We start from the raw sequence: 14,115 nt of genomic DNA on the forward strand, positions 1-14,115 counted from the left end.
CTATAACTATGTGTTACAGCTTTACTTGATGCCTCACTATTGCATTCTTGTGAATCTCCAAAGCACTACGGTATTCCACAGTATCAATCTCACAGTCCACACCGATGATTACCCGATCTCCTCTGACAATATTTGCTTTTGTATTATTCAGCTCTATCGTATCGCCTTCAATGAGCCCAGCCTCAAAAAGCACTTTAGGATTCTGCTTCATCAAATGCAGGAATTTTCCGGTCTTGCTTTTTTTGATCGTTAAAGCACTGCCTCCAACCTCTTTCGCTCTACTTAGACCATATAAATTGATCTCCAGTTGCTCCGCACTTAGCAGTCCTGCCACATTGAGAGCGCCTGAAATACGCAGATGTTCACCTTCACAATTACCATTAACCTCCAAATTACCGTTAAGATGAATATCGTCGATTTTTACGGAGGCTGCTTTAATTTCCCCCTGCCCCCGCAAGGAATCACCTTCAAGATTACCCATAAGTGTCATCTCACCGGTTATTTTCATTTTGGTCATTAGCAGGTTTCCATCTACCCTGGCATTTCCAGTCAGGCTCAGCTTCTCACAATCTACATCCCCTGCAAAATGACCTTCCCCAGTAACCTTAATATCCCGAAAAAAGCCTCCCGCTGAGGTCGTTGTGCCCATTATTTTCAAATTACTCCGAATTGTTTCTTCAGTCACCGATCTTCTCCACCTTTCCAACCTTTGCTTCAGGATGTACTGTGATCTGATCACGATACTCTATCCGTTCGACAGTACAGCCTGGACCTACAATCACAATATTGCCCCTGATAACATCAGCCGTTGTATATTCCAAATCAATAAAATCTCCTTCAATAGTCCGAGCCCGCAGCTCCGATCTTAATTTAGGGATGATTCCACTTAACATTTTGCTCCAGACTCCACTATTCGTTTGCCGGATCACTAGACTCTCCACACCAATTTCATGTGCCTTTCCCTGCCCTTGCAGTTTGAAGTCTACATGTCCTGCACTAAGTAAACCTCCGACACTAAAGCTTCCTTCCCCCGTAAAATCCTCAAGCTCACAATCACCCTTGATATTCAGCATTCCATGAAGAGTGCAGCTTTCTCCCCGAATGCTCTCTCCGACAGTAATCATTCCGTCCACTTTTAGGGAGTTAAAACGCAAATGGCCCAGCACTTTCATCGTTCCATTGCATTCCGCTTCTTCCGCCGAGAGATCATTCTTCAAATTCATATGCCCGTTTCCTTTAAAAATTCGTGTCACGATGGGTCCCGTTACTTTGCCTACACCATCGATTCGCACGCTGTTATAAGTACCTCCTGCCCCCCCGCTGACTCCGTTTATAATCAGATCCGGCAGCTCTCGTTTGTCCATTACACTAACCCCCTATTCAACAAGCTTAAAAGCAAGCTTACCTTTCAATTGTTCTATTACATCTGCACTTAGTATTTTACTGACCAGCTTTACCCCTTCATCGAACCATAACTCCGCTGGTGCCTGAGCCAGAATAAAGGATGACACCCCCATTTTGCGGATAAAAAATAACTCCCAGCTGCCACTCTCAAGATTGGAGGCTTTATCCATTAAGGTTCGAAACAGCAGCTCTGCTTCCTCCATACTCATCTCCCCTGCACTAAGCAGGCGATCTACAGCCAATAAATAAGTGAGTTGATCGAAGCTATATCCATTCTTGACACCGAGCCTCTCTCCAAATTTCGCCAGCGTCATCGACGAAACAATGTTACGTTCTATAATTTCCGCAGCAGATACACTTACTCTGTCAAAAGAAGCCTTATCTGATAGCTTATCAGCCATTTCATCCAAAGAAAGTCCATCTTTCATATTCACAATATTATCGATACGGGACAAAATCATGTCTTTTGGAAAAAAAGTCTCCTGTCCAGTAAACGTAGATTTACGGATAAACCATTCCTCTGGAATCAACTGCTTCCGCTTCCAGCGGTACAATTGCCCATAAGATATACCGGTTAAATCCAATAGCTGCTTCTTTGAGATCAAATCCTCTTCCATGCTTATCACTCCTTGAAGCCATCGTAACATAACACTGTTACGTTGTAAAACCAATAAATTAAACTCACCTCATACCTACCTACGCTAGCAACCATCGTGTCCTAACGTCTCCCCCAAAGATTTTAAAGCATACCTTAAGAGCAGACCTCCGTCTTGAGAAGGATTTAACGGTCATTCACTATTTTTCCACCCAAAAAAAGACTGCCTCCGCCGCTATAAATGGCAGCATGGAACAGCCTTCTCTTAGAATGATTTTTACGATCTGCTAATCTTACTGAACAAAAGTATAATGTGCTGAATCATATTGCGGACCGGATTTCTCATAAGTGAACCAGTACTCAATACTGCTGCCAGCGCTTAATCCACTCACCGTCTGCTTCCATGTTCCTGAATTATTAGTCATCCTGTAATTAAGCTGGGAACCCCCGTTAATCTTGTAATGCACATCTACATAAAGGGCACTGGTTACAGGTGTGATATAGATACTCGCCTCTGTAGCAGAAAGTCTCGTTACCCCTGCTGTAAAGTCAGCCGTCACATGATCACCGCCTCCGCTGCCTCCAGTGGGATTAGTAGTAACTGTTGCGGTATTACTAGCGGAGGATAAATTACCTGCTGCATCTGTAGCTTTTACTGTAAACGTATAGGCTGTGCTTGGAGTAAGTCCACTAACAGTAGCTGTAGTTCCCCCCACAGTGGACACCTGCTGTGTTCCGCGATAAACAATATAACCTGTAACGCCAACATTATCGGTAGAAGCGGACCAGCTTAAGCTAACTCCTGTATCCGTCTTACTGGTTACCGCTAGATTAGCGGGAGCGGTTGGCGCGGTTGTATCCCCAGTATTACCACCACCCGTCAAATATTGACCTGTGAATGGATTAAACCGGTGCAGGGACATTATTAACCAACCTGTGCTGGAAACACAGTTTTGCTGCGCCATCACCCAATAACTGTTGCTGGACCCTTTCAGCGAGTAGGGAATACCCCCAAGCGAAGCACCGCTTGTGCCTTGTTTTTTAATAATCTCTGTATTAATAGCGTCTGCCTTCGAGGCATTGCCTTGCAGATAATAAGCGAGCGACATGAATGCGCTTCCTTCAAACCATACGTCAACACCCGTATTGCCAATTTGATTTCCGTTATCGTCATACGCTGGCAATACTTCATCTGTCCAGTCAAAATCATATCCGGTGAGCGTATTCCCAGCATCATTGTAAGTAAGCGTCTGCTTGTAACGCGGATTCGCAAGTGTTCCCGGGGTGCCGGAGGCATTTTCCACATAGGTTAAGCTTGCGCCGTAGTTATGTGTTCCGGATACGCCTAAAGCTAATACTCCCCAAGGATTCACGTCTAAAGGTATTTTGGGGTCGATCAGATTTGTATCGTTTTTCCAGCCCCCCTTGAAACGTTTGACTGTGTCATCCCACACATAATTATCCAGGAAGGTTTTGACTCCAGAAGCCGCACTGTTATAAGTGGCTGCCTTTGAGGAATCCACCGAAGCATAATACTGCAATACCCGGTAAATATCGATATTGTGCTCGGTTGAGCTCCAAGGCTCATCGGAATTACTCCAACCACTCCATCCCCCTGCGATACTGCCATTAGCCTTTTTATACTGTAAACTCCAATCTAGTGCCTTGAGCGCCATTGGACGATACCGTGAATCATTATATTGCTTCTCATAAGCCATAGCAGCCATTGCCATCCATACAACGGGTCCCACATGTTTACGGATTTCTTCTCCGAAGCCGTTGTTATACCAATAAGAATTCAGCCAGAAGCCTGATGGATCTTGAATGTCCCGCATTTTGTTCAAAACCTGCTCTGCCCGCGTCCGTTCACCCTTTACAATAAAGGCGATAGCTGCAACCGCTTGATCATATGTGTATACAATCTGTTTGGGGTTGTTTGGTCCCCAGAAATCTTCAAAGCTATCTACCAGTCCCTCAAAAGCATACCCCGCTGTTGCATCCTGCTGGGCCTTCAGCCAGATTAAAGCACGATTTGAAGCGTCACTTGCAGCATCTGCATTCGCTTTTCCACCAAAGGGTAGAGCTACCCCAAGCACCAGCAAACTTGTAATTAAGATCGAAAACAGCTTCCTCATCTTCATAACTTTCCTCCTCTTAATCATGATGAACTAGGCAATAAGAGTTCTTTGAAGCATAAAAACTAAAGCGTTTTCAAACAGCAACAACAGGGACTTTTGAATATTTTACCATGGTAATTGTCCTCATTTTCAGGCTTAGAAACCCGTTCGTCAACGATTTTATGTAAATTTTTAACTAAATGAGGCGAAACAACCAAAATTGCCATTTGAGAAATCATACGAAAGACCAGCATCATTTTTATGAATTCATATTTATGAAGACAAAACAAAAAGAGCAGACAGCTCCTTTATAAGGATTCTATCTGCTCTTTACTATTTATCTCTATACTATTCTGCTTTATCTTCGCCAGCAGTTTCAGCTACAGCGGGTTCAGCAGTATCTTCTTCTGTTGGCTCTTGCGCTGCTGGAGGTGAAATACGGACAATCAATGTGTCCTCAGGCGTCAATACTTCCCAGCCTTCATGCTTCGGCAAATCAGATACCAGCAATTGATCACCAATATCTAGTCCACTGATATCCACTTCAAAGGATGCAGCTATTTTATCTGGAAGTGTGCGAATATCCAGCTCATGCAATTCAATTTGTTGCACGCCGCCGCTCTTCACACCTACTGGTTCACCTGTAAAGTGGAACGCTACTTTTGTATCCAATTTGGCCTTCATATCAATCTGCTGAAAATCAATGTGCAGCAGTTGTTTGGAAATTGGCTGACGTTGGATTTCTTGAATAACCACGTTCTTTTTGCCCGAGTCTGGCAATTCCAAAGTAAGAACAGCCCGTGGGTTGCTGGCTAAAATACCTGAAATTGTCTTAGCATCCGCTGTAAAGGACTGGCTATCTGAACCTGCACCGTACACGACTACCGGTACAAAGCCTTTTCTGCGCTGTGAAGAAGTGGAGCCGGATCTTTCTGTCAAACGTACTGTTGTATTCACGATGATTCCTCCTAAGTAGGGATTTTATACTAGACCGATTAGATATGTACGCCTAACCTAACCACTCTCTAATTACCCCATTGACCTGGCTTTGAAACCTCTCACGACTTTTGAGCCCAGGCAAAAATAAGGTCAAATTGTATTATTATACAATTCAACATTAATTATTCATGTCTTAGGAGTAAATCATTGCTATATTTGTGACAACTATTAAACTAAATGACAAGCTACAAAATGGTTACTGCCAACATCACGAAATACCGGGATTTCAGATCTACAAACCTCTTGCGCAAAGGGACAACGGGTATGGAATTTACAGCCAGAAGGCGGGTTTACCGGACTCGGAATATCTCCCTTAAGTACAATTCTTTCCCTTTTCAGCTTTGGAATAGGAATCGGAACAGCCGACAGCAGCGCTTTGGTATACGGGTGGAGCGGATTCTTAAACAGTTCATCTCTTGAAGCCGTCTCCATCATAGAGCCCAGGTACATGACACCGATTCTTGAACACAAATGCTCCACAACACTCAAGTCATGGGAGATAAACAAATACGTTAACCCTCGACTCTGCTGGAGCTTACTGAATAAATTAATAATCTGTGCTTGGATGGAAACATCCAGTGCTGAAACTGGTTCGTCTGCAATGATCAGCTCAGGATTCAAAACAAGCGCACGGGCGATCCCAATCCGCTGCCGCTGCCCCCCGGAGAATTCATGCGGAAAGCGATCAATATGATAAGAAGATAACCCGCAAGCCGCTAGCGCTTCAAGCACCAGATCTCGCACCTCGGACCTTGAGCATAGACCATGATCCAGTAAAGCTTCACCAATGGCATCACCTATACGAACCCGTGGGTTAAGTGAGCTATAAGGATCTTGGAAGATCAACTGCATTTGGGGTCTAATATTGCGCAATTCAGCGGGCGACAGGGAGTGAATGTCTATCCCTTTGAACTTGATCTCACCTGCCGTTTTATCCGTTAGCCGTAAAATCGTCCGTCCGACTGTACTTTTGCCGCTCCCAGATTCCCCTACAAGCCCAAACGTTTCCCCAGGTTGAAGTGTGATGCTAATATCGTCAACAGCCTTTACATGCCCAACGGTTCGGTTAAGGAGCCCCTTAGTAACAGGAAAATATTTCTTTAAATGATTGACCTCAAGCAGTGCTTCAGGCATGAACAACCGCCTCCTCATACAACCAGCAAGCTACCTTTTGTCTGCTGGCCACCTCTTTAAGCTGGGGCTGCTGGCTGACACATACAGGCATGCAATGCTCACAGCGGTCATGAAAATAACAAGAGGGCACCAGCTCAAGCGGATTTGGCACTTGACCTGGTATGGAATACAGCTCATCCTGTCGCTGATTGATTACCGGCTTCGATTTGAGCAGCCCTTTTGTATAGGGATGTTTGGGGTTGTTGAACAATTCAACAACTTCCCCCTCCTCCACAATCTTTCCGGAATACATAACAATCACATAATCGGCCATCTCTGCCACTACGCCAAGATCATGGGTGATTAGTAGAATGGACATGCCCGAGCTATCTTTAATTTCACGCAGCATATCCAGAATTTGCGCTTGAATCGTTACATCCAGCGCCGTAGTCGGTTCATCAGCAATCAATAGCTTTGGACTGCAGGCAATGGCAATAGCAATCATAATCCGCTGCAGCATACCTCCACTTAATTCATGCGGGTAACTATCAGCAATTTGCTCTGGTCGTGATATGCCTACCTGCTTAATTAGTTCAATCGCCCGGATGCGCGCCTGTTTCTTGTTCATCTTCAAATGTACAATCAGCGGCTCCATGATTTGCTCACCGATCTTGATTACAGGATTAAGGGAGGACATGGGCTCCTGAAAGATCATCGCGATCTCATTCCCGCGGATGGTCCGCAGTGTGTTTTTGTCCATTTTCAACAAATCTTCACCCTGAAAATCAATTTTCCCTTGGGCTACCTTGCCCCCGGGTTCCTCAACAAGCCCCATGATGGACATCGCGGTCACGCTTTTGCCGCAGCCTGATTCTCCAACGATACATACCGTCTCTCCCTCGCGAACACGGAAGCTTACATCATCAACGGCTTTCACTTTTCCTTCTTCCGTGAAGAAGTATGTACTTAGACCGTCTATATTCATTAAATCACTCATCTGAGGGTCACCTACCTCTTCTGTTTAGGATCAAGCACGTCCCGGAGTCCGTCCCCAAAGATATTGATCGCGATCACTGTCGCAAAAATCGATAACCCTGGTGGAATCCACAGCCACGGCCGATCCTGAAAGTCGATCATATTATTCGCAGCATCAATCATATTGCCCCAGGTTGGAGTTGGCGGCATAACACCTAGCCCAAAAAAGCTGAGAACCGATTCACTCAATATAGCGCCACCGATGTTAAGGGTAGCCATAACAATCAGCAACGGAACGATATTCGGCAGCAAATGATTAAACAATTCACGCCGGTCACGGAGGCCTAATACTACCGCCGCCTGCATAAACTCACGTTCACGCAGACTAAGCATTTGCCCCCGTACCATACGTGCCATACCCGGCCAGCTAACAATACTAAGCATCAGCATAACGATATACATCCGATAATCCGTTGGAATCTTCCACTCCGATAATAACGCACCAAAAATAAAGAGCAGTGGCAGACTCGGAACCGTCAACAGAAGATCCGCAATCCGCATTATGATTTGATCAGCAATACCGCGGTAATACCCAGCAATAGCCCCCAGAAGAGCACCGATAAACACCGAAAGAACCATTGATGCTAGTCCCACAGTCAGTGAAATGCGCCCCGCCTGCATTACCCGGGTCAGAATATCTCTGCCCAATGCATCAGTGCCCAGCCAATGCTTCATATTGGGTGCCTTGTTCATCATGGCCATATTAATTTTGTTATCCGTATAGGGTGAGAACAGCGGACCAATAAAACAAAGCGCAAACATAAAGATCACCACCACAAATCCGGATACCGCCAGCTTGTTCTTCAGCAACCTCCGCATAGATTGCCGGAATAAAGAGGATTTTCCTTTGGTGGTCTGCGGCTTCGCAATCCCAGCTACATTACTTTGAACTGCCACGTCAGCTTCCTCCTCTCTATAGCCGAACCCTAGGATCGGCAATCCGGTACAAAACATCCGAAAGCAACGTTCCTATGACGGTAAGTATGGCAATAAACATCGTAAAGCCCATCAGCAAAGGATAATCCCTTAGTCCGAAGGACTGCATATACAGTTGGCCAATCCCAGGCCAATTGAATATTTTCTCAATAATAAGTGATCCGCCAAATAGTGCCGGAAGCTCAAAACCAACCAGTGTAATTGCGGGCAGTAAGGCATTACGTAAGGCGTGTGTAAAGAGCACCTTGCGTTCTTTTAGGCCTTTGGCGCGTGCCGTACGGATATAATCCTGTTTTAAGACATCGATCATATTGCTGCGGAAATAACGGGTGAGCGAACCTAATCCCAGAAGGGTCATAACCACAACCGGAAGGGTCATGTGCGTTACGATCTCCTTAAAGTAAGCCAAACCCGTAGCATTACTACCCGTGGTGATTATTCCACCTGGAGGCAGCCACTTGAGATCGACGGCCAGGATTTTGATCAGGAATAAGCCTATAAAAAATGACGGCAGCGACATGGCTGCGAATATAGCGATCATCACGAGTGTATCGAACCATGAATACTGCTTATAGGCAGAGATGACGCCAATAATGACCGCAATCACCCACGTCAGAAACGTAGATACGGCAGCCAGCAGAAAGGAATTCCAAATATAATCATTAAAAAGCTGCAGCACAGGCTTTTGTTGGGCTAAGGAATACCCGAAATCACCATGCAGCGCATTCTTCATCCAGATCCCATACCGTTCAAGCACAGGCTTGTTTAAGCCGTAGATTTCACGCAGCTCAGCTTTGCGTTCAGCGGTCAATTTAATATTTCCGGTTATGAAGTCACCGGGAGTTGAAGCATACAGACAGAAGATCAATAATGATGCCGCAAATAAGATGATGACCATGTACAACAGTCTTTTCGATAAATAAGCGCTCATGACAGACTCCTTATGATTCGTCCCCTGCCTTTGAATCCAGTCAGGGCAGGGGACACTGGTTTATTTATTTCAGGTTCCAAGTTGGCAGACTGCCAGCAAGACCGATGAACGGGCTGACCGATAGATTCTCAATACGTCCGTTATAGGCGTATACTGTCTTTTTATAACTTGTGAAAATAATAGGCAGTTCATCATTGAAAAGCTGATACAGCTCTTTATATACCGCTTTGCGTGCCTCAATATCAGTAGTGGCCAAGGCTTTGTTGTACAGCTCCAGGAATTTCGGATTGTCATAATCCGTGATTTCTCCATCGAAGAATTGCATGAACCCGTCAGACGGATCAGTCAACATGCTTGTGGAGAAGGATACGAGATCGTAGTCCCCACCTTCTACTTTCGATACCAGTGAGTTAAAGTCTGCGAAAACCTCAGGCTGGAATTCGATACCCAGCGCTTCAAAATTCTCTTTAGCTACAGCGATGAAAATATCTGTGTTTTTACTCTTCGAACCGAGGTAATGGATGGACAGCGGTTTGCCATCTTTTTCACGGATCCCCCCCGCGCCTACCGTCCAGCCAGCTTCATCGAGTAATTGTTTTGCTTTTTCCGGATCATATTTGTAAGGATTAATGCCTTCCTCAGTGTAAGACCAGGAAATCGGCGATGCCGGGATGTTGGCAATAGAACCTGCACCTTGCGCTGCATCCACATAAATACTCTGACGATCCAAACCGTACACAATAGCTTGACGTACAAGCTTATCCTTGAGCTGCTCATGCTTCAGGTTAACTTGCAAGTAACCATAGGTGCTTGGAGTGTAAGGAATAATATTCACAAAACCGAGTGCTTTCAGCTTCTCGATATTCTCGTCTGTCGCACTAAAGGAAGCGTAGTCCACTTCACCAGTTTCTACGAACTGCCATACGTCGCCTTCCGTAGTTTTGTAGATGAAATGCTCCGTCTTTGGTTTACCTTTGAAATAATTCTCATTCGCTACAAAACGCACTTCTTGACCTGGAATAAATTTCTCCAGCTTGTAAGGTCCATCGCCAAGTGGCTTCTCATGCAGCTTTTTAATGTATTCAAGATTTCCAATTTTATAGTCCTTGCCATAGTAAGCTTTCGACAGTACATTCGAGCCGAGCTGTACCAGCGCCGTTGCGTTTGGTTGCTCAAGGGTTGCTGAGATCGTCTGTGGATCAATTACTTTAATGCCCTCAACTGTAGGGGATGTACCTTCCTTATAGGCTTTGCCGCCTTTAACATTTAGCGATGGAAGCTGGGAGCTACCGTCATACGATTTGTCGTATTGGATCGTCCATGTAAATGCCACATCATCCGCTGTTAACGGTGAACCGTCGCTGAATTTCAAATCTTTTCTCAAGTGGAAAGTGTATGTAAGCTGATCATCCGAAACATCCCAGCTCTCCGCAAGCTCCGGCGTTGGAACGCCTTTGTCATCAACAGTTACGAGAGAAGCGTATAGCAGTGAAGAGACATTGCCATCATAACCACTTTGTTGAAAATAAGGAGTGAACGCTCCGCTTGGGTCCGTAAGTCCGACGATAATGGTATCTGTACGTTTTTGGGCCACCGCTGGAAGTTTGGATAAATCCGTGGCAGTAAAAGGTTCGCTTAGAGCACCCGCAGGAACAATCTCTGGTGCAGTGGTTGCTTCCACATTGGTTGAATTGGAGCCTGCAGCCGCATTGTTTGCGGATGAGGATTCGTTATTACTGTTGTTAGCGCAAGCAGAAAGTAACAGTGACCCCGTAAGCAGCAATGAAGTGATTACAATCGCATTTTTTCTCATGTACCTATCTCCCTTTTCTCTCTGAATAGAATAATAACTATAATTCCTACCCGTTAAGTATGAATAACATCTGATGTTCATTATAGAAAGGTTTTTTAGTTCTGTAAAGAGAGAACTTCAAAAAAATTCTCCATAAACAGAATTAGGCGATAATTAAAATAAATAAAAAAAGCCAAAACCCTCTCTGCATAAGAGAAGTCCTGGCTTTCAGGCGGTTATATTTTTTAAAAATCATTATTTCAAATACTCGAATAGCTGCTCATTCATCCGATGAATGCCTTCAAGACGCAGACTGTATCCGGTGACATTCTCCCCTTCAATATAGGCATGAAGTAAACCTGCACAACGAAGATTAAAAATATGATCATGCACAATCCCCTTCGAGATCCCCGCATGCTTAACAATTTCGGTAAACGTCTTACGGCCACCACTAAGGGCTTGGAGGATTTTTAGCCGGCTTTTTTCACTCAGACTACGGATCGCTCTGTACATAAAAGGGGAGAGTTCCTCATTCTCCATCGATATCCACGCCGCATAATGGCAGATCGTTAATTCACCGTAGCAATAGATAATATTAGCAGGCTGAAAATGATACTGTGGAATCAGTACGAGCTTCTTAAGCCCATCCGTAGGCATGAAGTAAAATCCGTTGGTCGTCTTGTTCACGAAATCCGCAGTGTCCAGTCCATTAAGCTCCATGTTCTTGGAATCCGCATGCTGCTGCAGTTTGCTCAAAATCGCAGGATTGCATTGGCTAAAGTACTGGCGGTTCCACTCGGAGAGTAAAAATACTACGCGGTTACGGTAATCCTCCATATGGCTTGGAAATACCTTTACATATTTTGATAAGGTCTCATATAGCTCGCCAACCGATAACCCTTCAATCCAGTTCAACACACTGTCTACATCATCTTTAAATGGACAACAGTAAATGAGCAGATTCAACATTTTCCACTCATTGTTTAGTTCGGTTTCTTTCAAACGGGATAACAGCTCTTCACTGAGCGTGCTTTCAATTTCATTAGCCCACGCTACCCCTAAATCAATCTTCTTATAGGATTTTTTGCAGAGATAAGTATGTAAGCTGTTCAACAATTCATAAATCGATCCAAATTCAACCTCAACCTTGTATTCCACAATGATTCCTCCTGCTAGCGGTTCTTTTCAGTAGTGAGATATTCTCTTAATCTTATTGTATTATCCTGAGAATACGCAAGCTACTCTATAAACGGGAGTGCATAAAAATTCATTAGCTGCTATTTCAGCACCGAATTCTCTGCATTGCACGCTGGTTTAGCTGTCATTTCCGTTAGCGTGGACGCTATCGGACACAACTGAGCTTGTGCTAATGGCGTCTGCCGTAGGCTTCAGCGCGAGATCAGGACTCTGCGCTATCGGACTCAGTTGACCTTATGCTAATAGCGTCTGCTGGGTCCGTAATCTCCTGCGGGAGATCAAGACTCAGCTCTATCGGACACAGTTGACCTTGTGCTAATAGCGTCTGCTGGGTCCGTAATCTCCAACGGGAGATCAAGACTCTGCTCTATCGGACACAGTGGACCTTGTGCTAATAGCGTCTGCTGGGTCCGTAATCTCCAGCGGGAGATCAAAACTCTGCTCTATCGGACACAGTGGACCTTATTCGCAGTATTATCCCCTTTTTTGTGTGCTATCGGACTCCATAGGCGCTATTGACACTATAAATGCCTATTTCGTGCCTATTCCAAAGGAATAGCTGCACTGGGGTCCGAAACTTTACTCAAAAGGCTAAATATGTGCGAATAGCGTCTGCTGGGTCCGAGAGGTTCTACGGAGGTTTAGGATTTTGTTCCATCGGTCAGTTGACCTTGTGCAAATAACGTCTATTGGGTCCGTAAGCTCCTGCGGGAGATTAGGATACTCTTCCATCGGACACAGTTGACCTTATTTGCAGTATTATCCTCTTTTCAGCATGCTATCGGACTCCATAGGCGCTATGGGCATAAAATAGGCCTATTTCGTGCCTATTCCAAAGGAATAGCTGCACTGGGGTCCGAAACTTTACTCAAAAGGCTAAATATGTGCAAATAGCGTCTGCTGGGTCCCTAAGCATCAGTGGGGAATTAGGATTCTGGACCGTAAGCATCAGCGGGGGATTAGGACTCTGGTCCGTAAGCTTCTGCGGCGGATTAGGATCCTACGCTATCGGACACAGTTGACCGTATTCGCAGTATTATCCCATTTTCAGCATGTTATCGGACTCCATAGGCGCTATGGGCATTAAAAATGCCTATTTCGCGCCTATTCCAAAGGAATAGCTGCACTGGGGTCCGAAACTTTGCACAAATGACTAAAAATGTGCAAATAGCGTCAATTGGGTCCGTTAGATTCCGCAGAGATTAGGACAAGCGAGAGTTAAGGGTTCGGGGTTCCATGGATCCAGCGTTCTGAGGTTCTGAGGTTCCGAGGTTCCAAGGGTTCGGGGGTTCCATGGTTCCAGCGTTCTGAGGTTCCGGGGTTCCGGGATTCCAGCGTTCCTAGCGTTCCCAGCATTCCCAGCATCCCAGCGTTCCCAGCGTTCCCAGCGTTCCCAGCGTTCCCAGCGTTCCCAGCGTTCCCAGCATTCCCAGTGTTCCCAGCGTTCCCAGCATTCCCAGCATTCCCAGCGTTCCCAGTTTTCAACTTACCAAAACAAATACTCGAGGTTAGTTAACTTTCACTTGCTCATATTCTGCTATAGCCATGTTGCCCACATGAACAAAAATGCAGTGCAGCGATCCTCGGGTAACAAGGAAAACAACAATCAGCCCGAAGAACAATCAATCTGGTTCGCTCCTCGCTTTTTGCAATTCATGGTAGTAAAATATAGGCAATAACTAATTAGGAGTGAAGCCATAAGATGCAAATTCAAAATGAAAACGGACGTTTTTTTGTTGCTAATGACGGTAAGGACCTTGCCGAAATCACATACAGTTTGGATAAAGGAACCGGGGAATTGGTCATTGACCACACTCGTGTCTCCGAAGAACTGCGCGGTCAAGGTACTGGACAAGAGCTTGTACGTGCTGTTGTGGACAAGGCTCGGAATGAGAATTTAAAAATTGTACCCGTATGCTCCTATGCTGCGCATCAATTCGAGAAGCACCCGGAGTACAAAGACGTGCTGAGCGGGAATACTGGCGGGAGAGCTTAA

The 14,115-nt window shown here is 45.2% G+C and carries 13 protein-coding genes and 1 pseudogene; 2 read left to right on the plus strand and 12 right to left on the minus strand.

Annotated features, from left to right (window positions below; translation table 11 throughout):
- Positions 1-13: 13 nt before the first annotated feature.
- The 10 genes and pseudogenes from MHB37_RS21135 to MHB37_RS21180 form a co-directional block, all read right to left on the minus strand.
- Entirely contained in the window at positions 14-685 is a 672-nt protein-coding gene (locus MHB37_RS21135) for a hypothetical protein (RefSeq protein WP_076305541.1), read from the minus strand.
- Positions 678-1,364 (minus strand): hypothetical protein, encoded by a 687-nt coding sequence (locus MHB37_RS21140; protein WP_076305540.1) that lies wholly within the window; start codon positions 1,362-1,364, stop codon positions 678-680. The genes MHB37_RS21135 and MHB37_RS21140 overlap by 8 nt, the downstream gene beginning before the upstream one ends.
- A 12-nt stretch (positions 1,365-1,376) precedes the next feature.
- A complete protein-coding gene (locus tag MHB37_RS21145; RefSeq protein WP_076301777.1) occupies positions 1,377-2,021 on the minus strand; it encodes a YhbD family protein in 645 nt (214 codons plus the stop codon).
- Positions 2,022-2,292: 271 nt separating this feature from the next.
- Positions 2,293-4,140: a fibronectin type III domain-containing protein gene (locus MHB37_RS21150; RefSeq protein ID WP_405168465.1), complete on the minus strand. Its 1,848-nt coding sequence runs from the start codon at positions 4,138-4,140 to the stop codon at positions 2,293-2,295.
- Between the two features lie 324 nt (positions 4,141-4,464).
- On the minus strand, positions 4,465-5,073 hold the full coding sequence (locus MHB37_RS21155) for a 50S ribosomal protein L25 (protein ID WP_076130800.1): 609 nt from the start codon (positions 5,071-5,073) through the stop codon (positions 4,465-4,467).
- 210 nt (positions 5,074-5,283) lie between these two features.
- Positions 5,284-6,249: an ABC transporter ATP-binding protein gene (locus MHB37_RS21160; RefSeq protein WP_036685744.1), complete on the minus strand. Its 966-nt coding sequence runs from the start codon at positions 6,247-6,249 to the stop codon at positions 5,284-5,286.
- On the minus strand, positions 6,242-7,225 hold the full coding sequence (locus MHB37_RS21165) for an ABC transporter ATP-binding protein (protein WP_076130798.1): 984 nt from the start codon (positions 7,223-7,225) through the stop codon (positions 6,242-6,244). Before MHB37_RS21165 ends, MHB37_RS21160 begins: the two co-directional genes overlap by 8 nt.
- Positions 7,226-7,236: 11 nt before the next feature.
- Positions 7,237-8,160: an oligopeptide ABC transporter permease gene (gene opp4C, locus MHB37_RS21170; RefSeq protein WP_405168466.1), complete on the minus strand. Its 924-nt coding sequence runs from the start codon at positions 8,158-8,160 to the stop codon at positions 7,237-7,239.
- A gap of 16 nt (positions 8,161-8,176) precedes the next feature.
- Complete coding sequence (locus MHB37_RS21175; protein WP_076130810.1) at positions 8,177-9,130, minus strand: ABC transporter permease; 954 nt, start codon at positions 9,128-9,130, stop codon at positions 8,177-8,179.
- A gap of 64 nt (positions 9,131-9,194) precedes the next feature.
- Positions 9,195-10,565 (minus strand): annotated as a pseudogene (locus tag MHB37_RS21180) (ABC transporter substrate-binding protein); the annotation flags it as partial.
- 8 nt (positions 10,566-10,573) lie between these two features.
- Here MHB37_RS21180 and MHB37_RS21185 point away from each other — a divergent pair.
- Positions 10,574-10,666: a hypothetical protein gene (locus tag MHB37_RS21185; RefSeq protein WP_367946831.1), complete on the plus strand. Its 93-nt coding sequence runs from the start codon at positions 10,574-10,576 to the stop codon at positions 10,664-10,666.
- Positions 10,667-11,177: 511 nt separating this feature from the next.
- Here the strand turns inward: MHB37_RS21185 and MHB37_RS21190 are convergent.
- Both MHB37_RS21190 and MHB37_RS21195 read right to left on the minus strand, forming a co-directional pair.
- On the minus strand, positions 11,178-12,080 hold the full coding sequence (locus MHB37_RS21190; protein ID WP_280753037.1) for a helix-turn-helix transcriptional regulator: 903 nt from the start codon (positions 12,078-12,080) through the stop codon (positions 11,178-11,180).
- Positions 12,081-13,459: 1,379 nt separating this feature from the next.
- Positions 13,460-13,582 carry a hypothetical protein gene (locus tag MHB37_RS21195; protein WP_405168467.1) on the minus strand — a complete coding sequence of 41 codons (123 nt, stop codon included), beginning with the start codon at positions 13,580-13,582 and terminating at the stop codon, positions 13,460-13,462.
- 239 nt (positions 13,583-13,821) lie between these two features.
- On the opposite strand from MHB37_RS21195, the gene MHB37_RS21200 reads away from it, so the two are divergent.
- Positions 13,822-14,115 (plus strand): GNAT family N-acetyltransferase, encoded by a 294-nt coding sequence (locus tag MHB37_RS21200; RefSeq protein ID WP_076308376.1) that lies wholly within the window; start codon positions 13,822-13,824, stop codon positions 14,113-14,115.

It is taken from the genome of Paenibacillus sp. FSL H3-0286 (assembly GCF_045040705.1).
GTDB lineage: Bacteria > Bacillota > Bacilli > Paenibacillales > Paenibacillaceae > Paenibacillus_AQ > Paenibacillus_AQ odorifer.